Source organism: Wandonia sp. (assembly GCF_984588085.1).
Genome location: NZ_CFIGVI010000004.1, coordinates 115113 through 138337 on the forward strand (window position 1 = coordinate 115113; position 23225 = coordinate 138337).

Sequence of the window (23225 nt, forward strand, 5' to 3'; positions counted from 1 at the left end):
CTTTATTTTTTTGCCATTGCAAGACTTACTACACTAATTTTCACGCCCGGTATTTCCTTTTTCAGTTTTCTGATACAGGATTCCAGCGTTGATCCGGTGGTAATTACATCGTCTATGATACAAATGTGCTTATTTTTCCATCGCGACGGATGATTTACACTAAAAATATCCTCTACATTATCCCACCTTGCATATTTCCCCTTCTTCGTCTGCGTTTGGGTATGCACCCTTCGTTTTAGTAGTGACACAAGTACCTTTATGCCTGTTTCGTGAGCAACGCCTTTTGCCAGCAACTCACTTTGGTTATACCCTCTCAGGTAGCGCTTTTTCGGGTGTAAGGGAACCGGAATCAAAACATCGGGAAAACCTTCTTTCCATTTTTCGCGTAATGCTTTCCCCATTTTTCTTCCCATAAAATGAGCCAGAGGCTTATTATTCCTGTATTTAATCTGATGTACAATTTTCCGGGTTGAAGTCCCTCTGGAAAAATTCAGTAAGCTAAATGTGCTTTCCAACTGCGCCCTGCCATAAAAAAGTTCATCAAGAGGCGACTCTTCTGTAAACTTTTCGTAATAGGTATACATCAAACTATCTTCACAAAAGATACAAATATCCTGCATTCCTTCAGGGAGAAGTTCAGCGCATACAACACAGTATTCCGGATATACAAAATGGAGTAGCCCGCGAAGATATTTTTGTACCGAATATTGTAGACTGGTCAGCATAGAAGTAATTCACATCAGGATGTGTAAAAGATAAAGCATTTTCTTTGAAAAAAGCAACCCTTTTAGCGTAAATTTATGGAAAAAACAGGGAAGAAGCAGAATACTAGTATTTTGAGATTAAAACGTTCATTTCTTCGATAAAAGTTTTGCTTTACACTGTGAATATCTTTAAATTGATGTTAATAAAACATGAAGGCTTTGTGCACTAAGGGATTGAGAAGTGGGTTGTTGATAAGTGTGGTGAATTGTGAATTTCTTTAGTTGGTTAAAGGCGTTTTTTTGACAACTTTTGTACTGCCTCATCAGAACGGTTACTGATATATTTTGCATCAGAGTCGCCAAAAGTAAAGAGGAAAACGAAACAGTAATTAATAATCAATTATTTCGAAGTCTGAAAAACCGGCTTTGCTAATAATTTTTACGATAATATTTTAAAAAATGGCACAGGAAAAAGAACCAATTTTGGAGGAAAACACAGGCAGATTTGTCTTGTTTCCCATCCAACACGACGACATTTGGGCGTTTTACAAAAAAGCAGAAGCCAGTTTCTGGACAGCAGAGGAAATTGACCTTTCTCCGGATCTTATAGACTGGGAAAATAAACTTAATGACGACGAGCGGCATTTCGTAAAACACGTGCTGGCATTTTTTGCGGCATCAGACGGTATTGTAAACGAAAATCTTGCAGAAAACTTCCTTTCCGAAGTACAGTACACAGAGGCGAAATTCTTTTATGGATTTCAGGTGGCTATTGAAAATATCCATTCTGAAACCTATTCGCTACTTATTGATACATACATTAAAGACTCTAAGGAAAAGAATTACCTGTTCAATGCAATAGATACTCTTGATTGTGTTCGCAAAAAGGCGAACTGGGCACTTCGCTGGATCGATGAAGGATCATTTGCTGAACGTCTTGTTGCATTTGCAGCAGTGGAAGGAATTTTCTTCTCCGGTTCATTCTGCTCAATCTTCTGGTTGAAAAAACGAGGGTTAATGCCCGGACTTTCTTTCTCTAACGAATTAATTTCCCGAGACGAAGGCCTGCATTGTGATTTCGCTTGTCTATTGTACAACAACCATGTTGTGAACAAACTTCCTAAAGAAAAGGTTAAGGAGATTATTCTGGATGCCGTAGACATCGAAAAAGAATTCATCTTGGATGCCTTACCTGTAAAACTTATTGGAATGAACAGTGATCTGATGTCCCAATACATCGAGTTTGTTGCCGACCGCTTATTGGCAGAACTTGGTTGTGAAAAACATTTCGGATCAACCAATCCGTTTGACTTCATGGACATGATCTCAATTCAGGGTAAAACCAACTTCTTTGAGAAACGTGTTGCTGAATATCAAAAAGCCGGAGTTATGGCCGGGAAGGAAAACCAGACCTTCAAACTTGACGAAGATTTTTAATTATCAATCAATTATAACCCATATATCGGACGCTTATGTATGTAGTAAAAAGAGATGGACGCAAAGAAGCTGTGAAGTTTGACAAAATCACAGCTCGTATTGTAAAAATGTGTTACGGACTTGACCCTTTGGTTTCTCCAGAAATGGTTGCCATGAAAGTCATTGAAGGTCTGTACGACGGAGTTTTAACCACAGACCTTGATAATCTGGCTGCTGAGGTTGCTGCTTCGAAAACTATTGATCACCCTGATTATGCATTACTGGCATCGCGCATCGCTGTGTCCAATATGCATAAAAACACAAAGAAGACTTTCTCGGAAGTTGTAGAAGACCTGTATAATTACATCGACCCTAAAACAGGATTGCGCGCTTCACTTATCGCTGATGATGTATACGAAATCATCAAAGAAAATAGTGATGTTCTGGACTCCAGCATCATTTACGATCGCGATTTCCGTTATGATTATTTCGGGTTCAAAACACTGGAAAGATCTTATTTGCTTCGACTAAACGGACAAATTGCTGAGCGTCCACAGCATATGTTAATGCGTGTTGCCGTTGGTATTCACAAAGCGGATATTGAATCGGCCATCAAAACCTACAACCTTATGTCCGAAGGTTGGTTTACACATGCAACTCCGACATTATTTAATGCAGGAACTCCGAAACCACAGATGTCCTCGTGCTTCCTTCTGACGATGAAAGAAGACAGTATCGACGGGATCTACGAAACATTAAAGTCCTGCGCAAAAATATCTCAATCAGCAGGAGGTATCGGAATCTCAATTCACGATATCCGTGCGAAAGGATCGTACATCAAAGGAACAAACGGGACATCTAACGGTATTGTCCCTATGCTTCGCGTTTATAACGATACTGCTCGTTACGTGGATCAGGGAGGAGGAAAAAGAAAAGGATCTTTTGCTATCTATCTTGAACCATGGCACGCAGACATATTTGACTTCCTTGACCTAAAGAAGAATCACGGTAAAGAAGAACAACGTGCACGCGATCTGTTCTACTCACTTTGGATTCCCGATTTATTCATGAAACGTGTTGAGAGCAATGGTAACTGGACCTTGATGTGTCCACATGAGTGTCCGGGACTTTCCGATACTTTCGGGGAAGAATTTGAAGCGCTTTATGAAAAATATGAGCGTGAAGGAAAAGGTAGAAAAACAATCAAAGCTCAGGATCTTTGGTTCAAAGTACTTGAATCACAAATTGAAACAGGTACTCCTTATATGCTGTACAAAGATGCTGCAAACAGCAAGTCAAACCAGCAAAATCTTGGAGTAATCAAGTCTTCGAACCTTTGTACGGAAATCATCGAATACACTGCTCCTGATGAAGTTGCTGTATGTAATCTGGCATCCATTGCTCTTCCAAAGTTTGTTGAAGACGGAGTTTTTGATCACAATAAATTATTTGAAGTAACGTATCAGGCGACTGTCAACCTGAATCGAATTATCGACAACAACTACTATCCGGTAGAAGAGGCTCGTAACTCGAATATGCGCCATCGTCCAATCGGATTGGGAGTTCAGGGGCTTGCAGATGCCTATATTATGATGCGTTACCCGTTCGACTCTCCGGAAGCAGCTCAGCTGAACAAAGAGGTGTTTGAAACAATTTATTACGCTGCAATGACAGCATCCAAAGATCTTGCGAAAGTTGAAGGGCCTTACCAAACATTTGAAGGATCTCCGGTTTCAAAAGGAATCTTCCAATTCGATATGTGGGGTGTAACTCCTTCCTCGAGATGGGAATGGGATGTGTTAAAAGAAGAAGTTAAGCAACACGGAGTTCGCAACTCACTCCTTATGGCTCCAATGCCAACAGCTTCTACGGCACAAATTCTAGGTAACAACGAATGTTTCGAACCTTATACATCCAATATTTACACAAGACGTGTACTTTCCGGTGAGTTTATCATCGTAAATAAGCACTTGTTAAGAGACCTTGTTAAAGAAGGATTATGGAACCCTGAAATGCGCCAGAGACTGATGGCAAATAATGGTTCTGTTCAAAATATCTCCGAAATTCCACAAGAAATCAAAGATCTTTACAAAACAGCCTGGGAAGTTTCACAAAAAGTGATCATCGAACAAGCTGCTGATCGTGGAGCATACATTTGTCAGTCTCAATCGTTGAACATTTTCATGGAAAATGCAAACTTCGGTAAACTAACATCGATGCACTTCTACGGATGGAAAAAAGGACTTAAAACAGGAATGTATTACCTGAGAACGAAAGCCGCTACGGACGCTATAAAGTTTACTGTTGATAAAGCTGTAACATCACAAAAAATTACAGCAAAAACTATCGAGGATAAACAAGCCGAAATAGCATGTTCTCTTGATGATCCGGATAATTGTGAAATGTGTAGTGGTTGATAATTGTGCCGTTTTAAATTAAAATCCACTTATACATTTTTAAGCCATCCTTATTTAGGGATGGCTTTTTTATTTCGTGATATAAAAGAATATTTTGAAACTAAAAAAGCCACATCATATACTGATGTGGCGTAGCTCTCAAATACTATTAATTCTATTACGGTTGAAGAAACACCGTCTCCTCAGAAGTAGTTTCTTCTTCAATTTTAATAATTCCTGTTCCCGTCATTCCATCCTTTTTAGCAAGGATATTCAATACCGCAACACCAGCTTGTCCCAACTGATATTCATCGTTGAAATCGAAAACAGCAATCCCGGATGAATTAGTATAAGCAGTATCGTTTGCCGTTATCGGTCCCGGAGCTTGATCCATTGTTGATTGTCCGTACAAACGAACCATTGCATTCGCAACAGGAGCATTTGAAACGTCCTTCACCATAATCCGTACAATTGTATCACCTTTTTTACGGCATCCTATTGCCGGAACAGCTAACATAGCTGCCAACCCAAGGAAAAACACCGACCGCATTGCTCTCTTTTTCATAAGTATATATTATAAATCGCAGGTAGCGAAGTTACAAAATAGTTTATCTTTCTACAATCCTTTAACCATTTAGACGGAAAAAAGTTACACCCGTTGGTTATTTTTCTTAAAAGTCAATATACGGGCATATCAATAATTATGCCCCCACAACCTAAAATCACTTACAATTTCGTAATTTCGTAATTTGTACCGAGGTTAAGATTTTCGAAAATGACAGATAAAATTCAGGAGTTAAAGAAAGAAATTGAAGCAGCAGAATTAACAAATGCTGCTAAACTGGAAGCATACCGTATTCAATATATCGGGGCGAAAGGAGCCATTAAAGAGTTATATGGATTCCTGAAAACCGTTCCCAACGAACAGAAAAAAGAATTCGGGCAGCTCATTAACGGATTACGGGAAATCGCTGAACAAAGATTCAACGAAGCAAAAGAAAACCTCGAAAATAACTCTTCCGGAAACACGGAAAAAATAGACCTTTCCCGTCCCGGCTCTGCTTTTGAAATCGGAGCACGACACCCACTTTCGGTTGTTCGAAAGGAAATCATCAGCATCTTTGAACGAATCGGGTACACTATTTCCGAAGGACCGGAAGTAGAAGACGACTGGCATAATTTCTCGGCACTCAATTTCCCGCCTGAACACCCCGCAAGAGACATGCAAGACACCTTCTTTGTTGAGAAAGAGGGTGATCAGGAATGGGCACTTCGTACGCATACATCCTCCGTACAGGTGCGAGTAATGGAAAATCAAAAACCACCGATCCGCACAATCTCACCCGGACGTGTCTACAGAAATGAGGCGATATCTGCCCGGGCACACTGCTTTTTTCATCAGGTAGAAGGGCTTTACATCGATAAGAACGTTTCGTTTGCCGATTTGAAACAAACACTTCTCTACTTTGCTAAAGAAATGTTTGGTGAAAAGACAGAAATCCGGCTACGCCCTTCTTATTTTCCTTTTACAGAACCCAGTGCAGAAATGGATATTTCCTGTACCATCTGTAACAGCAAAGGATGTAACGTTTGTAAATACACCGGATGGCTTGAAATTCTGGGGTGTGGTATGGTTGACCCTAATGTTTTGGATGCATGCGGCATCGATTCAAAGGTCTACTCCGGATTTGCCTTTGGAATGGGTATAGAACGTATCACCCAATTGAAATATCGTGTCAATGACTTACGATTATACAGTGAAAACGATTTACGCTTCCTTGAACAATTTATTTCTGCATAGTTATGGGACTCTTTTCTTTCGGCAAAAAGCAAGATCAATCCAAAAAATCCATCGAATGGATTCAGGTAGAAGACCCTGAACAATTACAGGAAATCATCCGAAGCTCTTCACTTCAGCCGATTCTGCTCTTTAAACACAGTACAAGGTGCTCTATTTCCGCAATGGCACTCCATGGGCTGGAAAAGAGTTGGGATCTTGAGGAAGGTGAGGTTACTCCTTACTTCATAGATCTGATCCGTTTTCGGGATGTTTCCAATAAAATAGAAGAGTTAACCGGTGTTTTACACCAATCCCCTCAGGTAATTGTTATTAAAAACGGAGAAGTAATACATCAGGCATCCCATAATGGGATTAAAGCCTCCTTAATCAAAAAAGCTGTACAGGCATGAAGCGAGTTGTTCTAACCCTAATAGCTGTTTTTTCACTCATCCTCATTTCCTTTCAGTCATTCAGATCAGGATTGGAAACCCCTTCTTCAGGGTGGACGGCGTTGAAATCAACGGATCAGGTTGATCAGCTCTATAAAAAAAGTACGGAAAAACCAGTTCTGATCTTCAAACACAGTACTGCCTGTAACATCTCAAAAGGAGCCAAAAAGCATCTTGAAAAACGAAAAATCCAACGGGAAGAAGTCTACGCCTACTATCTGGATTTGTTAGCCTACCGTTCTGTTTCTAATTATGTGGAGGAAAAAACAGGAGTGAAACACGAATCTCCTCAAGTCATCGTTTTACACCATGGAAAGGTTCTTTATACCGCTTCCCATGCTTCTATAAAATGGAAAGATATTAAAAAGCATATTCGAATACAATGAGATTATTTTTTGCCCTTTTTGTCCTTACAACAGTGCTTTTCACAAGTTGTGAAGAATCTTCTGCTCCCCCTAAGCAACAAAGAAAAAAGACGCCCTTTACAGTCAGTAATCCTTCCGACAATGCTCAACTTGTTGTCGGCGATCAACTTGAAATTCGCATCAACGTTGCAGATGGTCAGGAGCTGAAACAACTTCAGCTTTTTCTGGGAGATTCTTTATTAAATGATCAGAAAAATGTGGGTATTCAGGCTAAATATTCTCTTGCGACAAAAGATTTGAATGTTGGATTTCACACGATCCGAATTGTGGGAACCGATGCGGAAGGAGAAGAATTTATTGTTAATCGCACTATTGCGCTTTTCTCAGATATTTATCCCGAATTGAAAGTGGCTAAAATTATGCGTACCTACCCTCACCAAACTACCAGCTATACGCAAGGATTGGAAATGTACAACGGAAAACTTTACGAAGGAACCGGACAAACCGGGAAAAGTAAATTAATGGAGGTTCGTCTGGAGACCGGTGAAACTATTCGCTCTGTAGATGTACCTGATTATATTTTCGGAGAGGGAATAACAATACTCAACGATGAAATTTTTCAGATCACCTGGGAAGCCCGTAAGTGCTTTGTCTATGATGTGAATTCATTTGAATTGAAAAGAGAATTTCAATACTTTGGAGAGGGTTGGGGAATTGCAAATGACGGAAAACACCTTATCATGTCTAACGGATCTTCAGAAGTAGTTTTCAGAGACCCAAAAACATTTGACATAATACACTCCATACAAATCTTCGGGTCTAGCCAGGAATACCGGGCGATTAATGAACTGGAATACCTTAATGGTTTTATTTACGCAAACGTTTATCAGGAAGACTATGTCCTGAAAGTAGATCCTGCTAACGGAAAGGTTCTGGAAAAAATCGACTGCGGAGATGTGGTCCGGGAAGGTAAGGGTTCAGGAGATGTCCTGAACGGAATCGCTTACAATACCAAAACCGGTAATTTTATCCTTACGGGAAAAAACTGGTCGAAGCTTTTCGAAGTACAGTTTGTAAATCCGTGATAAACATCCACATAAATTCATTCTGACAAACTGCAAAACAGCAGTCAATTCTTTATCTTTGTCCGTATGTTTATTGATACACATACACACCTCTATGTTGAGCAATTTGATAATGATCGGAAAGAATCCGTTCAACGCGCTGTAGATGCCGGAGTGAAACAACTGCTTCTTCCTAATATAGATGCAGATAGCTGTACCCCCTTATTAAACATGGTGCGCGACTTTCCCGGAATTTGTTACCCCATGATGGGATTACACCCCTGTTCCGTAGATGAAAACTACGAAGAACAGTTACTCCATATAGAAGCTGCGTTTGACAAAAGTCAGATCATCGCTATCGGTGAAATAGGTATTGACCTCTATTGGGATAAAAGTACCTTACCGCTTCAAATTGAGGCTTTCAGAAGACAAGTGCAGCAGGCACTACAACTTCAACTCCCCATTGTAATTCATGCCCGCGATTCATTCGGAGAATTGTTTGAACAACTGGACGATCTGAATTGTACTGAACTTACCGGGGTATTCCATTGCTTTACCGGAGGACTACAGGAGGCAAAAAAAATTGTCGATTACGGTGGTTTCATGATGGGAATAGGCGGTGTCAGCACATTTAAAAATTCAGGGTTGGATAAAGTTCTTCCCGAAATAGATCCTTCGCTTCTAATTCTGGAAACTGACGCCCCTTATCTTTCCCCTGTACCGTACAGGGGAAAAAGGAATGAAAGCGCATACATTCCGCTGATAGCCAGCAAACTGAGTGATATATACGGAATATCCGAAGAGGAAATAGGAAAAATAACCAGTACTAATGCCTACCGCTTATTCCCGAAACTGGACCGTTTACTCAATAAAAATGCACTGTGAATAGTTCGCGACAGAATATACAAACCGTTTACAAATTAATTTAGTAACATTGAGAATGGAAAAGTCAAAAGTATTAATTGTTTATACAGGAGGGACTATCGGTATGGTTACAGACCATACAACCGGCTCTCTTGTTGCTTTTGATTTTGACCATTTATATGATCAGGTACCCGAGCTGAATAGGTTGGAAGTAGATATTCAAGCCGTTTCATTCGAAAAACCAGTTGATTCATCCGAGATGACACCAGCCATGTGGAGGAAACTTGCCCAAATCATTTACGATAATTATACTGATTTCGACGGTTTCGTAGTCCTCCACGGTTCAGATACCATGTCATACACAGCTTCTGCTCTTAGTTTCATGCTTCAGGGTATAAAAAAGCCGGTTATTCTTACGGGGTCTCAACTTCCCATTGGTACCATTCGAACCGATGGTAAAGAAAATCTCATTACAGCAATTGAAATTGCGGGAACTAAAGATCAAAACGGAGATTCGGTAGTTCAGGAAGTTGCCGTATACTTTGAGTACTCGCTTTACAGAGGAAACCGAACCACAAAAGTTTCAGCAAGTGAGTTTGAAGCCTTCAAAAGCGGAAATTACCCAGAGCTGGCAGTTGCCGGCGTACATATTCGCTTTAATGAGCAGGCATTATTCAGAACCCGCCTTAATGAGATACAATTCCATCCTGATCTCCGGGAGGAAATTGCCCTGGTAAAATTATTTCCCGGACTTCCGTTTTCTGCCTATACCCCTTTGTTTGACATTAAAAAAGTAAAGGGTATTATCCTGTCGACTTATGGGGCGGGGAACGGTCCGGCAGACCGTAGATTCATTGAGCTCCTTGACAACTATATCCAAAGTGGCGGTATTGTTCTCAATATCACACAATGTTCAAGCGGAGCAGTTGAACAGGGAAAGTATGAAACCAGCCGCCAGTTTGTAAAACTGGGTGTTGTTAGTGGAGGTGAACTGACGACAGAAGCTGCTATTGCTAAAATGATGCACGTTTGTGCTACCCATTTAACAAGAGAAGAAAAGATAGAACTGTTAACAACAGAATGTTGCGGTGAAATGTAGTTTTTTGTGTTAAGAGAAAATTAACTTCATCACATTTGGCATTTGTTGGAAAAAATATTTTTGTACTTTAGTGCCCTAGTAGGTAAAAATTACAGACGGAGAGGTGTCTGAGTGGTTGAAAGAGCACGCCTGGAAAGTGTGTGTACCGGGAAACCGGTACCGAGGGTTCGAATCCCTCTCTCTCCGCTAGAGTTGTAAATTAATGCTTAACATAAAATAAACAGTTAATTTTTTTAATTTAGAAAAACGATTATTTATTAATCTTTGAGACCATGAGAAAAGTGTTTAGTGTAATGGCCCTGGCTGCCACGATGATGTTGGGAACTGCAACAGTTGCAACAGCTAATGAAGAAGCGAAAGTTGAAATAATTTCAGCTGACCAAGTAGACAACATGCCTGTAGTATTGGCACAAAATGAACCAGCAGCAGATGCTGACCCTGCAACGGCAACCGCTGAAGAAGGAGAAGGACTGGTTTATGTATTAAAGGAACAATTCCTTACTGGTGGTCCTCTTTGGATGGGGATCGTGTTAATCTGTCTTGTTTTAGGTGTAGCTCTTGCAATTGAGCGTATTATTTATCTTAACATTTCTACGATTAATACACGTAAATTTATGAATGATGTTGAAAATGCATTGCAAAGCGGTGGTGTTGAAGCAGCAAAAGAACTTTGCCGTAACACACGTGGACCAATTGCATCAATATATTACCAGGGATTGGATCGCGCTGACGAAGGAATCGAAATGGTTGAAAAATCCGTCGTTTCATACGGAGGTGTACAGATGGGATTGATGGAAAAAGGGATTTCTTGGATTTCATTGTTCATCGCATTGGCACCGATGCTTGGATTTATGGGAACGGTAATCGGGATGATCCAGGCATTTGCTGACATCGTACGTGAAGGTACCGTTGCTCCAACAACAGTTGCGGGTGGTATTCAGGTAGCACTTTTAACAACCGTATTCGGTTTGATCGCTGCGATCGTTCTTCAGATTTTCTACAATTATATCATTGCTAAGATGGATAGCCTTGTTAACGAAATGGAAGATGCTTCTATCTCGTTAGTTGATATGATGTTGAAGTACAAAGTTACTTCTAAGTAATCCGGAGTGATCCGAACGAACCCTAAAAAGATTTTCAATTATGGGAAATAATAAAGTAGGAACGATCCTGAACATTGTCAAGTTTGTCCTTGCAATACTTGGAATAGTCCTTGTTGCATGGGTAATAGGCAGTGATCCGGGTCCGGTAAGTGAACTTACCGTTGAAGAAAAAGAAGCATTTATTGCTGGTGGACCGATGTCCGGATCAATGAATTACGCTTTAGGAATAATTGTTGTAGGAATAATCCTGATTGTAGGTTTCTTCATTTACAATCTTATTCTTGATACGAAGAAAGCATTGAAATCTGTTTTAGGATATGCTTTCGCCGGAGTCGCTTTCCTTGTGTTTTATATGTTTGCAGGTGGTGAAATGACACCTGTTGCAATGAAAGACGGAATCGATGAAGGAACAATTAAAGCTTCTGAAGCCGGATTGTATTTAGCCATTTTTTCCATCGCATTGGGATTCCTTGCTATGTTAATCAGTCCGCTTTTCAGATATCTAAAGAACTAAGATTATGGCAAAAAGAACAATACCGGAAATCAACGCAGGTTCGATGGCGGATATCGCATTCCTTCTGTTGATCTTCTTCCTGGTTACTACAACCATGGATAAAGATACGGGAATGTTGCGCCAGATGTCTGTTAAGATTGATGTTCCACCAGAAATGCAAATAGATGTACGTAAGCGAAATCTAATGAAGATTAGGGCTAACGCACAGAATCAGATCATGGTGAGAACAGACCTGACGGAAATTCCGGAGATTAAAGAAAAGATAGATTTGTTTTATCGGGCTAATATGGTCAGTGAAACAGATGGAGAGTTTCCAGAATACCTTCCTGTGAACAAATACACCTGTGACACTAGTATCGCAGCAATTGATAAGTATCTTGAAGCAGTTGAAGATCAGGCGCTAATCGAATTCAAAATGGCAGAGCGCAGCGAGTGGGAAAAGCGCCTTATGGTGATCAACACCTTGAAAGGACCTTACCGCGAGATGCACCGTTCAGCAGCTATTCAGATCGAATTGCAAACGAAAACGCACTACGATATCTTGATAGCAATTATGAATGAAATCAAATCTGCGATCAATGATATTCGCGATGAGAAAGCAAAGGAAATTTACGGAATTCCTTATCGTACCATGGTTCAAAAACGTGACCTTGACGGTAAAGGAACGTTGTATAAGGATGAAATCGCTTTGATTGAAGTTCTTGTTCCTGAGCGTATCGTAGAATTAAAACCTGCAGATTTGCAATAAAACAGGAAACTATGGCAAAGTTTAAAAAAGGAGGAGGAAAAGCATCACCGGCAATCAACACATCTGCATTGCCTGATATTATCTTCATGCTTCTGTTCTTCTTCATGGTTGCTACCACTTCCAAGGATATTGATCCTATGGTAAAAGTAGAGCGACCTAAGTCGACAGAGACAGTGGATCTTACTCCATTCAAACAACGGAATGAAATTGACTTCGTTTTCATTGGTAAACCTTTGAAAGCTTCTTTCGGAGATCAGGTTCGTCTGCAATTGGACGGACAATTTGGTGACCCGGAAAATATCGGTAAATGGAAGCGTGTAAAAGTCGATGATAAAGGAGCGCAAATTGAAAACGTAATCACTTGTCTGAAAACAGACAAAGAAGTCGGTTACGGTTATATTTACAAAGTAAAAGAAGCGCTTCGTGATGTAAAGGCTCTGCAAGTTGCATACGGAGCCGAACAGGGGAAACCCAAATACTAGTCTCAACTCAAGATTACATACAAAAACTCCGGGGAAATTTCTTCGGAGTTTTTTATTTTACCCTCATCCTGTTTAACCTGACTTTAGTTCCTCCCTCTTTACCAGTACAATCTCCGTCTTTACCCAAAGGGTATGGTAGTGAAATTACCCTACAACCCCTTATTTTGGGTACTGAATTTACTCTTCTTTATTTAGAATAAGACTAAATAAACTATCTAGTTTTGCTTCGAATTTTAAATAAATAACATGAACACGTTACGTTGCAAACTCAGAAAATCACTTTCCCTACTGGCACTAATTCTACCTGTTCACTACATGAACGCACAGACCTATTGCCAACCCACGCTGCAACAACCCGACGCAGCAACAGAGCCTATATCACTGGTCCGTTTTGGATCGATTAATAACAAAACCTCCCCGGAAGTTTCTACTACCATTCCACAATATGAAGATTTTAGCTCTCTACAAACTACCGTACGAAAAGGTCAGGAATACATTCTCACTATTGCAGGTAATACCAATGGGAACAACACGAATTACCTCACAGTCTATATTGACTGGAATCAGGATGGTGTATTCAATAACTCAGCATCGCAAAATGAAAAATATGAACTCCCAACTAGCATCACAAACAGTACCGGTGACGATGCACAACTGATTGCATTTCCCATCATAATTCCACAGCAAGCCACAACCGGTATAACAAGAATGCGCATCATTAAAAATACCAGTTCCCAAGCAACTGATCCCTGTAATGATGTGATTTCAGCAGGTCAGATAGAAGATTACTCTCTCAATGTACTTTCCCCTATTTCTTCAAACGATCCCGTAGGAGTATACTATGGGGATTGCGCAGCCATTACACTAAACTCTTCCGATGAAAAGGCAATACTTATATCCGGAATACAAAACAACAATAACGGAGGATTCCTGGGGCTATACAAACTGGGACAAAATGGTAATTTTACAGACGCTCAGGCTTTCCTCCCTGTTTCCAATTCAGCTATTGCAGTGGCAGACCTTAATAATGACGGTTTGGAAGATTTTGTAATAAGTGGAACAAATACCGACATCAATACTGCAGTAACCTACATATACTATAACAATGGTCAGGGAGGATTTACGCAAGACAATACACAAGACATAGCTGGTGTAAGTTTCGGAAGCATCGCTCTTGGTGATGTTAATAATGACGGACATAAGGACATTCTTGTTAACGGTGCTGTCGAATCAGGCTATATAAGTAAACTCTATCTACAAGACAACACTGGTAACTTCCACGCATCATCATCCTATTTCATGGGAACCTACTTCAGCGATGTTAAAATGCTCGATGTCAACAATGACGCTTATCTTGATATTCTTATCACAGGCTTCAACAATTCTTATGTATCAGGAGCACACTTATATCTGAATAATACGGATGGAACATTTACAGAGTTAACTACCACAGGACTCGAAGGAGTTCGGTTCTCCAGTGTAGACACTTTCGATATCAACAACGATGGTTTTGTGGACGTATTAATTAATGGCTTTACGACAGATGCAGCAAGCGGGAAGCTATACCTGAACAACGGAGACAATACATTCAGTGATGCCAATGCTGGTTTTGCAGGTGTATACTTCGGTGATGCCACTTTTGTCGATATCAACAATGACGGTTTTGTCGATATTTTTGAAATGGGCCTGAATGACAACATTGCCACGAAAAATTTTTACATCAATGACGGGACCGGCTCGTTTAACATTAGTACTATCTATCTACCGGATGTTTTACCAGTAAGCACCTCCAGACATCTCTGGATAGATGCTAACACTGATGGTTATATGGATCTTTTTGCCGCAGGACTTTCAGATAATGTTGCTTACTCAAAACTCTATTTGAATACAATTCCCGATTGCTTTCCACAATTTGAATATAACTCAGACGGTAATATGATTACACACGTCTTGTTCAACACTATCGACAATACTTCTCCCTTTACATCAGGAACGACTTCCGATTACGAAGATTTCCGGTCAATTATAACATCTGTCAATCAAGGGGAAACATATACGATCTCAGTAAAAGGACCCTCCAGTACTTTTCCAAGTGATGTAATGGCTTATATCGATTTTAATCAAAATAACAGCTTTGAAGACGAGGGAGAAAGTTTCTATATTGGTCGTCTGGAAGCAGCTAATCCGGCAAATGCCCATACGATTACTGCGAGCATAACAATCCCTTCAGATGCGTCGATAGGACAAGCTACTTTACGTATTATCAAAAACACAAATGTAGCGGCCCACTCGGATGATGATGCTGAAAATTCGATAGAAGGTCCGTGTGACTCCAACCTGAGAGCGGGACAGGTCGAAGAATATACACTTGCTATACAGGAAGCTGTTGGAAACACAGCCTGTGACAATGTTGACCCTGGAGAAAATACAGGTGACACCGGCTGCATTACGCTTATCTATAACGGACAAACTATAAGCTATACAACCGTTCGCGCTGCGGATGGAAACATCTGGTTACAACAAAACCTGGGAAGTGAACAGGTAGCATTAACATTTGATGATCAGGACGGATATGGAGACCTTTTCCAATGGGGAAGATGGAATGATGGACACCAGCTTAGAAACTCAACAGTCAGCAATACACTACCTTCTCCAAACAATCCAGCCGGGTTGAATGGTCAGGAAGCATTTTTTGCCTCCTCAGAATCCTGGTGGTCCGGCAACCTGGAAACGGATACATGGACAGCTGAAAATCCGGAAAGCACAGATGAAACTAACGGTTGTGATCCCTGCAAACAGTTACTTGGTTCTGATTGGTCACTCCCAACTCAGCAAGACTGGCAGACCATCAAAACGGAAGAGAACATAACCAACCCGGCGAGTGCTTTTGCAAGTAGTCTCAAGCTTCCTGCAACAGGTCACAGAAGCTCAACCTCCGGAGAGTTTACATTTGTAGGAGAAAGGGGGTATTACTGGAGCTCAACGACATCCAGCCTGGGTGGAAAATATTTCTATGTCGGGTCCACAATCGCAAACCCTTCCGCAGGAGCATACAGAGGTCAGGGTTCCGCAATCAGATGTATTAAACAAGCTCCTCTCCCGGTTGAAGTTTCAGCAGTTGAAATAACTACCGAAGGAAATGTTCCCGCAATCATTACAGAAGAAAACGGAACACTTCAACTGATAGCCATCATTACCCCTGCTGAGGCAAACCAATCTGTAACCTGGAGTGTTGAATCCGGTGCTACATATGTCAGTGTTGATGCAACCGGAATAGCAACCGGGATAGCAGAAGGAACCGCTACTATACGGGCAACTTCTCTGGAAGACAATACGAAATTTGACGAAATAGAACTTGAGGTAATCCTTGAGGATGCTTGCAATCCCGTTGAAACCTTCCTGTATACATTCAATGACTTTGCTTCCTTCCCTGAGCAATGCTGGGATGCCAGCCACCCATCTCCAATGTTTAACCTTACCGAAAATCAGGATAAGACGATCCAGTTCTATAGTTTCATGAATGGTACAGATGATTTTTACATGGTATCTCCTCCTGTATCAACAATTGATGGAGAGCATGCACTTCAATTTGATATTATTACTTCAAGTGAAAATATGCTGATTCAGGTCGGAACGTTGGATAACCAAACAAACTATAACGGATTTATTTCAGCAGGAAGTCTTATCACACCGCAAGCAGGAAACACCTATACCTCCGTTGCTATCCCTGTCGTTACTGACCATAAATACGTTGCCTTACGCATCATTCCTAATGGTGATCACAAGTCACTAACTATTGACAACGTGACGTGGAATACAACCTCATCTCTTTCTGTAAATGAGCAGGAAGGGCAGACCTTTTCTGTCTACCCCAATCCCGTACAAAACACCTTACACATTCAATCAACTTCACCTATTGAATACTACGAGTTGTTTAATGCACTGGGGCAACTTCAATTCTCAGGAAATACCAATCAGGTAAATTGCAGTGGTCTTGAACACGGAGCGTACTGGCTTCGCGTTGTATTGGAAGACGGACAAGTTGTTACACGAAAAGTGGTGAAAAACTAAAGTATAGAAAAACAGCCCCTGCAAAATTGAGGGGCTGTTCTTTTATACTTCTAAAAATCGCGTTCTACGTCTTTATCCCCTCTACCGGAAATAGTAACAATGGCTAATTGACCTTTATTTTTCAGCATTTTTACTGCCAATGCAACGGCGTGTGAAGATTCAATCGCGGGAATAATACCTTCCAAGCGGGAAAGTAATCGAAAAGCATCCAAAGCCTCCTGATCAGTAACCGGTTGGTAATTGCATCGTTTTGTATCTTTTAGATACGCATGTTGAGGACTAATTCCCGGATAATCCAAACCGGCCGCAACAGACTTTGAAAATGTAGGGTCTCCTTTTTCGTCTGTCAGACAATAGGAATACGTTCCCTGAAAAACAATCGGTTTCCCGTAGGTTAATGTAGCGGCAGTATTACCATTCCTGTCTTCGCCGCCACCTTCTGCTCCGTATATTGCAACCTCATCATCCGCAAGAAAAGCAGAAAACAAACCTATTGCATTGGAGCCTCCGCCCAAACAGGCAAAAATACCGTCCGGAAGTCGCCCTTCTTTTTCCAAAATCTGTTGTTTCGCTTCACTACCGATAACACTCTGAAAATAACCTACGATTTTAGGATATGGATGTGGTCCGACATGAGAACCCAACAAGTAATAAGAATCGGGATGCTCAATATAATATCCCAACGCAGCATCAACTGCATCTTTCAGCGTTTGCGTTCCATTGTCACAGGCAATAACTTCTGCCCCAAGCATCTCCATTCGTTTTACATTTAATGCCTGTCTCTGGACATCTACAGCCCCCATGAAAATCTTGCAGGGAACTCCCAACAAAGCACATGCTGTTGCAGTTGCTACGCCATGCTGTCCCGCACCGGTTTCAGCAATAATTTCAGTCGCTCCCATCTTCTTTGCTAACAGAATCTGACCTATCGTATTATTAATCTTGTGAGAACCTGTATGATTCAAATCCTCCCGCTTCAGGTAAATGCGTGAACCAACGTACTTACTTAGATTTGCCGCATAATAAAGCGGAGAGGGTCTTCCGACGTAGTCTTTCAGAATGGCTATATATTCCCTTCCGAACTCCTCCGTCTTTATAATCTCGTCAAAACACACACTCAATTTTTCCAATTGTTTTTCCAAAACCGGTGGTACAAACGCTCCCCCATATTCACCGTATTTCCCCTGATAATCCAACATTTCCTTTACCGGTTCTACTTCTATCACTTTATTCAAAATTTCCATCTTTCTTTTTTCTAAAATTCTACAAATCTCTTTTTACGGTTGCATGTTGCAACCCACTTACTTTCTATTTACTTCAGGCGGGACTCCCGCCAGGTTCTACGGTATATCATTTTCAAAAAATTTTGCATAAAAAAAACCGCCGGGAAGACCGACGGTTTTATTCTTTTCACTATTTATTTACTAGAAATTATACGATAGAACAACCCAACTCTTCCCTTTTTAGAAAGCTAAATTGCCACCACCAATATTGTTTCATCTGTGTATTCATTCTTGTCTGACGAATGACAAATGTAGACTTTATTTTGATGTATAGCAAAAAACAAACCGATTGTTAACCAACTTCTAAAAACAACTATCACTAAAATCCGGTATAGCGAGCGCGCTGGTTTTCCACATTCTTTTCAGCTCAATAGGACACGAACAAGTTTCCCTACAATTATTTATCTTTGCACGACTATGCAAAATGTATAGTGAGTTAGAATCAATAAAAATACAAAAAAACAACTCATGAGTGTTGCACATCTTTCCGATCAGGAAATTCTCCGAAGAGAGAAATTGCAGAAGTTGAGAGATATGGGAATCAATCCCTATCCAGCTGATTTATATCCGGTTAATTCATTGACAAAGGAAATAAAACAGAACTTCGAAGAAGGTAAACAGGTGTGCCTTGCCGGACGTATGATGTCTCAGCGAATCATGGGGAAAGCCTCCTTTGCAGAGTTACAGGACTCATCCGGACGCATTCAGGTGTACATCAACCGTGACGAGATCTGCCCGGAAGATGACAAAACACTTTACAATGATGTCTTTAAAAAATTACTGGATCTTGGAGACTTTATCGGAATAAAGGGAGAGCTATTTAAAACGCAGGTAGGCGAACCATCTGTACTAGTAAAAGAATTGACTCTGTTGAGTAAGTCCCTGAAACCCCTTCCGTTGCCTAAAACAGACTCTGAAGGTAAAGTACATGACGCGTTCACCGATCCAGAAATGCGTTATCGTCAGCGCTATGCTGATCTGGTTGTTAACCCACACGTCAAAGAGATTTTTATCAAACGCAACCGTTTGTTCAATGCTATGCGTTCGTTCTTTAATGATGCCGGTTATATGGAAGTTGAAACACCGGTTTTACAACCCATTCCGGGAGGAGCTGCTGCACGTCCGTTCATCACACATCACAATGCGTTAGATATTCCTTTATACATGCGTATTGCCAACGAACTGTACCTTAAGCGTCTGATCGTAGGAGGATTTGATGGTGTGTACGAATTTTCTAAGAACTTCCGTAACGAAGGAATGGACCGAACGCACAATCCTGAGTTCACAGCCATGGAGATTTATGTTGCGTACAAGGATTACAACTGGATGATGGATTTCACTGAACGTCTTCTTGAACACTGCGCAATTGCTGTAAACGGGACAACAGAGTGTACCTTTGGAGAACATAAAATTGACTTTAAAGCACCTTACAAACGCATTACCATGCGTGACTCCATCCTTGAGTTTACCGGATTTGATATCAAAAACAAATCAGAAGATGAACTTCGGTCAGCCTGCAAAGAAATGGGGATACCGGTTGACGACACTATGGGGAAAGGGAAATTAATTGATGAAATCTTCGGTGAAAAATGTGAGGGGAATTATATCCAACCTACATTCATCACCGATTACCCGAAAGAAATGTCTCCGCTATGTAAATCCCACCGGGAAGATGCAGATTTGACAGAACGTTTTGAGTTAATGGTTTGCGGAAAAGAGATAGCAAACGCATATTCCGAATTGAATGACCCCATCGATCAGCGCGAACGATTCGAAGACCAGGTTCGTCTGGCAGAAAAAGGGGACGACGAAGCAACTGGTCTTATTGATCAGGATTTCCTTCGTTCACTGGAATACGGAATGCCTCCTACATCCGGTCTGGGAATAGGAATGGATCGTTTAATTATGTTCCTGACCAATAATCCGGCTATTCAGGAGGTACTTTTCTTCCCGCAAATGAGACCCGAGAAGCTTGAACAAAAGAAAACGGTTGAATTGGCTGAAAATGAAAAGGCTATTTTCGATATCATTTCAGAGCATAAATCAATGAATTTGAATGATTTAAAAGATCAATCTGGTTTATCTAATAAACAATGGGACAAAGGAATCAAAGCACTTGGGCAATTAGGCTTAACGAAAGTGACCAAGACGGATGACGCTCTATTGGTTGAGGTAGTTGAATAATTCGCTCAAAAACGTACGCTGAAATATTAATATTTAGGATAAGGCCCGATGCTACCCTGCGGGGTAGCACCGGGCTATCCACTATAGCCACGCCAGTGCGTGAGCTGCTGCTCTTATCCCTGTCGGGGCATTCAATTAGTCATTAAAAACCTGCTTATTCATCCCATCCTGCCAAAGCACCAGCAAGTATTTGTCTCGTATCTCTTTAAAACCTTGGTCATAACAAAAAAGGTACGTATCACCTTTAGCAGTTTTCCAATAATGTGAAAAAAATCAACTTGTCCCTGAAGTTTATTTACAAACACTAGAATTAAAACGCGACTCAATAAAGGCGTTTCTTCTTCACAGTTAAACCAAAGCCTTAAACAGTATTAAATTCTATTATGAAACCGTTATGCACATGCCTAACCGATTTTACGCTATTGAACGCCCTTTTAAAGAAAGGAAACCACCAAAAGTATTAAGCAAAGAAGAAATTTTAAAATCATTCATTCCACCCAAAACATTAAACATAAATGCATTCTTAGTTTACTCTATTCAGCTGGTTTACGGAGGCAAGAACTCTTAAACTTAAAAGTTTCGGATATCGATTCTAAAAGAATGATGATCAGAGTAACTCAAGGAAAAGGAAACAAAGACCGCATGACAGTTCTAAGCCCTAAAGTATTGACTGATTTACGCAGCTATTTTAAGCAATGGCAACCTTCAGACTATTTGTTCGAAGGCAATTCGGGAAAACAATATAGTGCATCAAGCGTAAAACGTATTTTAGAAAAAGCGGCCATCAAAGCAAAAATTAATAAACACGTTACGGCACATATGTTAAGACACAGATTTAAGATATATTCAAAAGATTTTAGGTCATCGCTCAAGTAAAACAATGGAAATATATACGCATGTGTCAATGGTTCACTTACAAAAAGTTAAAAGTCCATTTGATTCATTAATTTAGTTGCACAATAACTATAAAAGAAATAAAAGTCATGACTTTTATTCAAACGTTGGCAAAAATTAAAACGAACCTCTGTACTAAATTGTAACATTGCAGTTAATAAAAAATGAACATTGAAAAAATCTTAAATGAAATTGGAGAAATTTATTCACCAATTTCCAATGAATGCCAGCAGGAGTTTATTGCCAATTCAAAAATTAGCAGGTTTAAAAAAGGGGAAATTGTGGTTCGTGAAGGACAATTTTCTAAAAAAGGATTTCTAATTGTGCAAGGCTGTTCTAGAGCCTATTACCTGAAAGACGGAAAGGACATTTCTGACTGGTTTACTTTTGAAAATCAGATTATGGCTTCTATAGTTAGTTTTTTCAGCAAAGAACCGAGTCCTCATTATGTTGAGTTTATTGAAGATTCAACAGTTATTGAGTTTACAAAAGACACTGTAGATATACTTACTAATAAATATCACGATTTTGAACGCTTTATAAACAAAGTAGTCACTGAAACTATGTTAGGACTGTGCGAAAGATTGTATACTATTCAATTCAATAAAGCGGAGGACCGGTACAAGCACCTTTTAACCATTTATCCTGAGATAACAAACAGAATTCCGCTTACTCATATTGCTTCTTATTTGGGAATTACACTTGAAACTTTGAGTAGGATAAGAAATCCTAAAAATCGAATTTGATATATATCAAATGATACCGCTTCCATTGGTTTAACCTTTGTGATAAACAATTACAAATGGAAGAAAAAAAAATACAACTAAAATCAATTTGGGGAAAATGGTGGGAACCTATTAGAAAATGGTTTTACCCTGCTTGGCTTATCTACGAGACTACAGTTCGTTTTTATGACTATTCAGAAGCTACCTATTTCTTTTTTATCGCACAAAATTATTTGGGAGAACTAGGCTCACTATTCTTAGCTGTGCTTTGTAGTATTTCCACTTTTGCGATTTGTAGCTTCTTTTTAACAGTTCCTAGCACTTTCATACTCCATAAATTTTTCAAAATAGAAAATTTATCAGCAACACAATTTGAATCAAGAATCAAAAAATACTTCTAAGTAGATGAAAAAGATACTCATTATAAACGGCCATCCTGACAAGGAAAGTTTCAGTTTTGGACTTTCAGAAGCCTATAAAAAAGGTGCTGAAAAATCAAATACCAAAATAAAAGAAATTAAGATCCGAGAATTGAATTTCAACCCAAGCCTAGAATTTGGATACAGAAAACGGACTGAATTAGAACCAGATTTACTAGATGCACAGGATAAATTAAAATGGGCAGACCATATAGTTTGGATATATCCTGTTTGGTGGAGCTCAGTCCCTGCATTAATGAAAGGCTTTTTAGACCGGATTTTACTACCTGGATTTGCTTTTAAAAAAAGAGAAAACTCGTTGCTTTCGGATAAGTGCCTGAAAGGTAAATCTGCTAGAATAATTTGTACGTTGGATCAACCAACTTGGTTTTACAAATTTGTTTATAGAAGCCCTAGCCACAATGCTATGAAAAAAGGAACATTGCATTATATTGGTGTGAAAAAAGTGCGAATTACAGCGATTGGACCGATACGTCTTTCTACAGAAGAGTTTAGAGCTAAATGGTTAAATAAAGTTGAAAAATTGGGGCAGATGAATAAATAATAACGGAAACAATTAATACAAATAGATGGAAAAATAACGTTTGCCAACAATGAACCGTGGTAAAATCCAAGAAAAAAATCACTTATTTTTCAAAAATATT

General features: G+C 39.9%; 21 protein-coding genes and 1 tRNA gene. 19 read left to right on the forward strand and 3 right to left on the reverse strand.

Features of this window, described 5'->3' with window-relative positions; genetic code table 11:
* Positions 1–2: 2 nt before the first annotated feature.
* Entirely contained in the window at positions 3–725 is a 723-nt protein-coding gene (locus AC4PL9_RS03085; protein ID WP_491603315.1) for a ComF family protein, read from the reverse strand.
* 438 nt (positions 726–1163) lie between these two features.
* Between AC4PL9_RS03085 and AC4PL9_RS03090 the strand changes: the two genes are divergently transcribed.
* Both AC4PL9_RS03090 and AC4PL9_RS03095 read left to right on the forward strand, forming a co-directional pair.
* Positions 1164–2141 carry a ribonucleotide-diphosphate reductase subunit beta gene (locus AC4PL9_RS03090; RefSeq protein WP_491603316.1) on the forward strand — a complete coding sequence of 326 codons (978 nt, stop codon included), beginning with the start codon at positions 1164–1166 and terminating at the stop codon, positions 2139–2141.
* 35 nt (positions 2142–2176) lie between these two features.
* Positions 2177–4537, forward strand: coding sequence for a ribonucleoside-diphosphate reductase subunit alpha (locus AC4PL9_RS03095; protein ID WP_491603317.1), 2361 nt, complete (start codon positions 2177–2179; stop codon positions 4535–4537).
* A gap of 157 nt (positions 4538–4694) precedes the next feature.
* Here the strand turns inward: AC4PL9_RS03095 and AC4PL9_RS03100 are convergent, their stop codons facing one another.
* The gene (locus tag AC4PL9_RS03100) at positions 4695–5081 is read right to left on the reverse strand and encodes a hypothetical protein (protein WP_491603318.1); all 387 of its coding nucleotides are present in this window, start codon (positions 5079–5081) and stop codon (positions 4695–4697) included.
* Positions 5082–5291: 210 nt separating this feature from the next.
* Here AC4PL9_RS03100 and pheS point away from each other — a divergent pair, with 210 nt between their 5' ends.
* The 12 genes from pheS to AC4PL9_RS03160 all read left to right on the forward strand — a co-directional run bounded on the left by pheS (position 5292) and on the right by AC4PL9_RS03160 (position 17055).
* Complete coding sequence (pheS, locus tag AC4PL9_RS03105) at positions 5292–6317, forward strand: phenylalanine--tRNA ligase subunit alpha (RefSeq protein ID WP_491603319.1); 1026 nt, start codon at positions 5292–5294, stop codon at positions 6315–6317.
* A gap of 2 nt (positions 6318–6319) precedes the next feature.
* The gene (gene ytxJ / locus AC4PL9_RS03110; RefSeq protein WP_491603320.1) at positions 6320–6706 is read left to right on the forward strand and encodes a bacillithiol system redox-active protein YtxJ; all 387 of its coding nucleotides are present in this window, start codon (positions 6320–6322) and stop codon (positions 6704–6706) included.
* The gene (gene ytxJ / locus AC4PL9_RS03115) at positions 6703–7131 is read left to right on the forward strand and encodes a bacillithiol system redox-active protein YtxJ (RefSeq protein ID WP_491603321.1); all 429 of its coding nucleotides are present in this window, start codon (positions 6703–6705) and stop codon (positions 7129–7131) included. Before ytxJ (AC4PL9_RS03110) ends, ytxJ (AC4PL9_RS03115) begins: the two co-directional genes overlap by 4 nt.
* Positions 7128–8195 (forward strand): glutaminyl-peptide cyclotransferase, encoded by a 1068-nt coding sequence (locus AC4PL9_RS03120; RefSeq protein ID WP_491603322.1) that lies wholly within the window; start codon positions 7128–7130, stop codon positions 8193–8195. Before ytxJ (AC4PL9_RS03115) ends, AC4PL9_RS03120 begins: the two co-directional genes overlap by 4 nt.
* Before the next feature lie 66 nt (positions 8196–8261).
* Positions 8262–9059 (forward strand): TatD family hydrolase, encoded by a 798-nt coding sequence (locus AC4PL9_RS03125; RefSeq protein ID WP_491603323.1) that lies wholly within the window; start codon positions 8262–8264, stop codon positions 9057–9059.
* Between the two features lie 55 nt (positions 9060–9114).
* Positions 9115–10137: an asparaginase gene (locus tag AC4PL9_RS03130; protein ID WP_491603324.1), complete on the forward strand. Its 1023-nt coding sequence runs from the start codon at positions 9115–9117 to the stop codon at positions 10135–10137.
* A 97-nt stretch (positions 10138–10234) separates the two neighbouring features.
* Positions 10235–10323: transfer RNA gene (locus tag AC4PL9_RS03135), tRNA-Ser, on the forward strand.
* Positions 10324–10409: 86 nt separating this feature from the next.
* On the forward strand, positions 10410–11240 hold the full coding sequence (locus AC4PL9_RS03140; protein WP_343784503.1) for a MotA/TolQ/ExbB proton channel family protein: 831 nt from the start codon (positions 10410–10412) through the stop codon (positions 11238–11240).
* A gap of 40 nt (positions 11241–11280) precedes the next feature.
* Positions 11281–11754, forward strand: coding sequence for a hypothetical protein (locus AC4PL9_RS03145; protein ID WP_491603325.1), 474 nt, complete (start codon positions 11281–11283; stop codon positions 11752–11754).
* A 4-nt stretch (positions 11755–11758) separates the two neighbouring features.
* Positions 11759–12502: an ExbD/TolR family protein gene (locus AC4PL9_RS03150; RefSeq protein WP_491603326.1), complete on the forward strand. Its 744-nt coding sequence runs from the start codon at positions 11759–11761 to the stop codon at positions 12500–12502.
* Positions 12503–12513: 11 nt separating this feature from the next.
* Complete coding sequence (locus AC4PL9_RS03155) at positions 12514–12984, forward strand: ExbD/TolR family protein (RefSeq protein ID WP_491603327.1); 471 nt, start codon at positions 12514–12516, stop codon at positions 12982–12984.
* 246 nt (positions 12985–13230) lie between these two features.
* A complete protein-coding gene (locus AC4PL9_RS03160) occupies positions 13231–17055 on the forward strand; it encodes a GEVED domain-containing protein (protein WP_491603328.1) in 3825 nt (1274 codons plus the stop codon).
* Between the two features lie 50 nt (positions 17056–17105).
* Here AC4PL9_RS03160 and trpB read toward each other — a convergent pair whose 3' ends face one another.
* Positions 17106–18299: a tryptophan synthase subunit beta gene (gene trpB, locus AC4PL9_RS03165; RefSeq protein WP_491603329.1), complete on the reverse strand. Its 1194-nt coding sequence runs from the start codon at positions 18297–18299 to the stop codon at positions 17106–17108.
* 507 nt (positions 18300–18806) lie between these two features.
* Between trpB and lysS the strand changes: the two genes are divergently transcribed.
* The 5 genes from lysS (at position 18807) to AC4PL9_RS03190 (ending at position 23125) form a co-directional block, all read left to right on the forward strand.
* Positions 18807–20522: a lysine--tRNA ligase gene (lysS, locus tag AC4PL9_RS03170; protein ID WP_491603330.1), complete on the forward strand. Its 1716-nt coding sequence runs from the start codon at positions 18807–18809 to the stop codon at positions 20520–20522.
* A 519-nt stretch (positions 20523–21041) separates the two neighbouring features.
* Positions 21042–21398, forward strand: coding sequence for a tyrosine-type recombinase/integrase (locus AC4PL9_RS03175; RefSeq protein WP_491603335.1), 357 nt, complete (start codon positions 21042–21044; stop codon positions 21396–21398).
* Between the two features lie 182 nt (positions 21399–21580).
* Complete coding sequence (locus AC4PL9_RS03180; protein WP_491603331.1) at positions 21581–22162, forward strand: Crp/Fnr family transcriptional regulator; 582 nt, start codon at positions 21581–21583, stop codon at positions 22160–22162.
* A 56-nt stretch (positions 22163–22218) separates the two neighbouring features.
* Positions 22219–22542, forward strand: a complete 324-nt coding sequence (locus tag AC4PL9_RS03185; RefSeq protein ID WP_491603332.1) for a hypothetical protein — start codon at positions 22219–22221, stop codon at positions 22540–22542.
* Positions 22543–22546: 4 nt separating this feature from the next.
* Entirely contained in the window at positions 22547–23125 is a 579-nt protein-coding gene (locus tag AC4PL9_RS03190; protein ID WP_491603333.1) for an NAD(P)H-dependent oxidoreductase, read from the forward strand.
* Positions 23126–23225: the final 100 nt, after the last annotated feature.

Coding starts and splice junctions, on each gene's coding strand:
- AC4PL9_RS03085 (WP_491603315.1), bottom strand. CDS start 725: ATGCTGACCAGTCTACAATATTCGGTACAAAAATATCTTCGCGGGCTA.
- AC4PL9_RS03090 (WP_491603316.1), top strand. CDS start 1,164: ATGGCACAGGAAAAAGAACCAATTTTGGAGGAAAACACAGGCAGATTT.
- AC4PL9_RS03095 (WP_491603317.1), top strand. CDS start 2,177: ATGTATGTAGTAAAAAGAGATGGACGCAAAGAAGCTGTGAAGTTTGAC.
- AC4PL9_RS03100 (WP_491603318.1), bottom strand. CDS start 5,081: ATGAAAAAGAGAGCAATGCGGTCGGTGTTTTTCCTTGGGTTGGCAGCT.
- pheS (WP_491603319.1), top strand. CDS start 5,292: ATGACAGATAAAATTCAGGAGTTAAAGAAAGAAATTGAAGCAGCAGAA.
- ytxJ (WP_491603320.1), top strand. CDS start 6,320: ATGGGACTCTTTTCTTTCGGCAAAAAGCAAGATCAATCCAAAAAATCC.
- ytxJ (WP_491603321.1), top strand. CDS start 6,703: ATGAAGCGAGTTGTTCTAACCCTAATAGCTGTTTTTTCACTCATCCTC.
- AC4PL9_RS03120 (WP_491603322.1), top strand. CDS start 7,128: ATGAGATTATTTTTTGCCCTTTTTGTCCTTACAACAGTGCTTTTCACA.
- AC4PL9_RS03125 (WP_491603323.1), top strand. CDS start 8,262: ATGTTTATTGATACACATACACACCTCTATGTTGAGCAATTTGATAAT.
- AC4PL9_RS03130 (WP_491603324.1), top strand. CDS start 9,115: ATGGAAAAGTCAAAAGTATTAATTGTTTATACAGGAGGGACTATCGGT.
- AC4PL9_RS03140 (WP_343784503.1), top strand. CDS start 10,410: ATGAGAAAAGTGTTTAGTGTAATGGCCCTGGCTGCCACGATGATGTTG.
- AC4PL9_RS03145 (WP_491603325.1), top strand. CDS start 11,281: ATGGGAAATAATAAAGTAGGAACGATCCTGAACATTGTCAAGTTTGTC.
- AC4PL9_RS03150 (WP_491603326.1), top strand. CDS start 11,759: ATGGCAAAAAGAACAATACCGGAAATCAACGCAGGTTCGATGGCGGAT.
- AC4PL9_RS03155 (WP_491603327.1), top strand. CDS start 12,514: ATGGCAAAGTTTAAAAAAGGAGGAGGAAAAGCATCACCGGCAATCAAC.
- AC4PL9_RS03160 (WP_491603328.1), top strand. CDS start 13,231: ATGAACACGTTACGTTGCAAACTCAGAAAATCACTTTCCCTACTGGCA.
- trpB (WP_491603329.1), bottom strand. CDS start 18,299: ATGGAAATTTTGAATAAAGTGATAGAAGTAGAACCGGTAAAGGAAATG.
- lysS (WP_491603330.1), top strand. CDS start 18,807: ATGAGTGTTGCACATCTTTCCGATCAGGAAATTCTCCGAAGAGAGAAA.
- AC4PL9_RS03180 (WP_491603331.1), top strand. CDS start 21,581: ATGAACATTGAAAAAATCTTAAATGAAATTGGAGAAATTTATTCACCA.
- AC4PL9_RS03185 (WP_491603332.1), top strand. CDS start 22,219: ATGGAAGAAAAAAAAATACAACTAAAATCAATTTGGGGAAAATGGTGG.
- AC4PL9_RS03190 (WP_491603333.1), top strand. CDS start 22,547: ATGAAAAAGATACTCATTATAAACGGCCATCCTGACAAGGAAAGTTTC.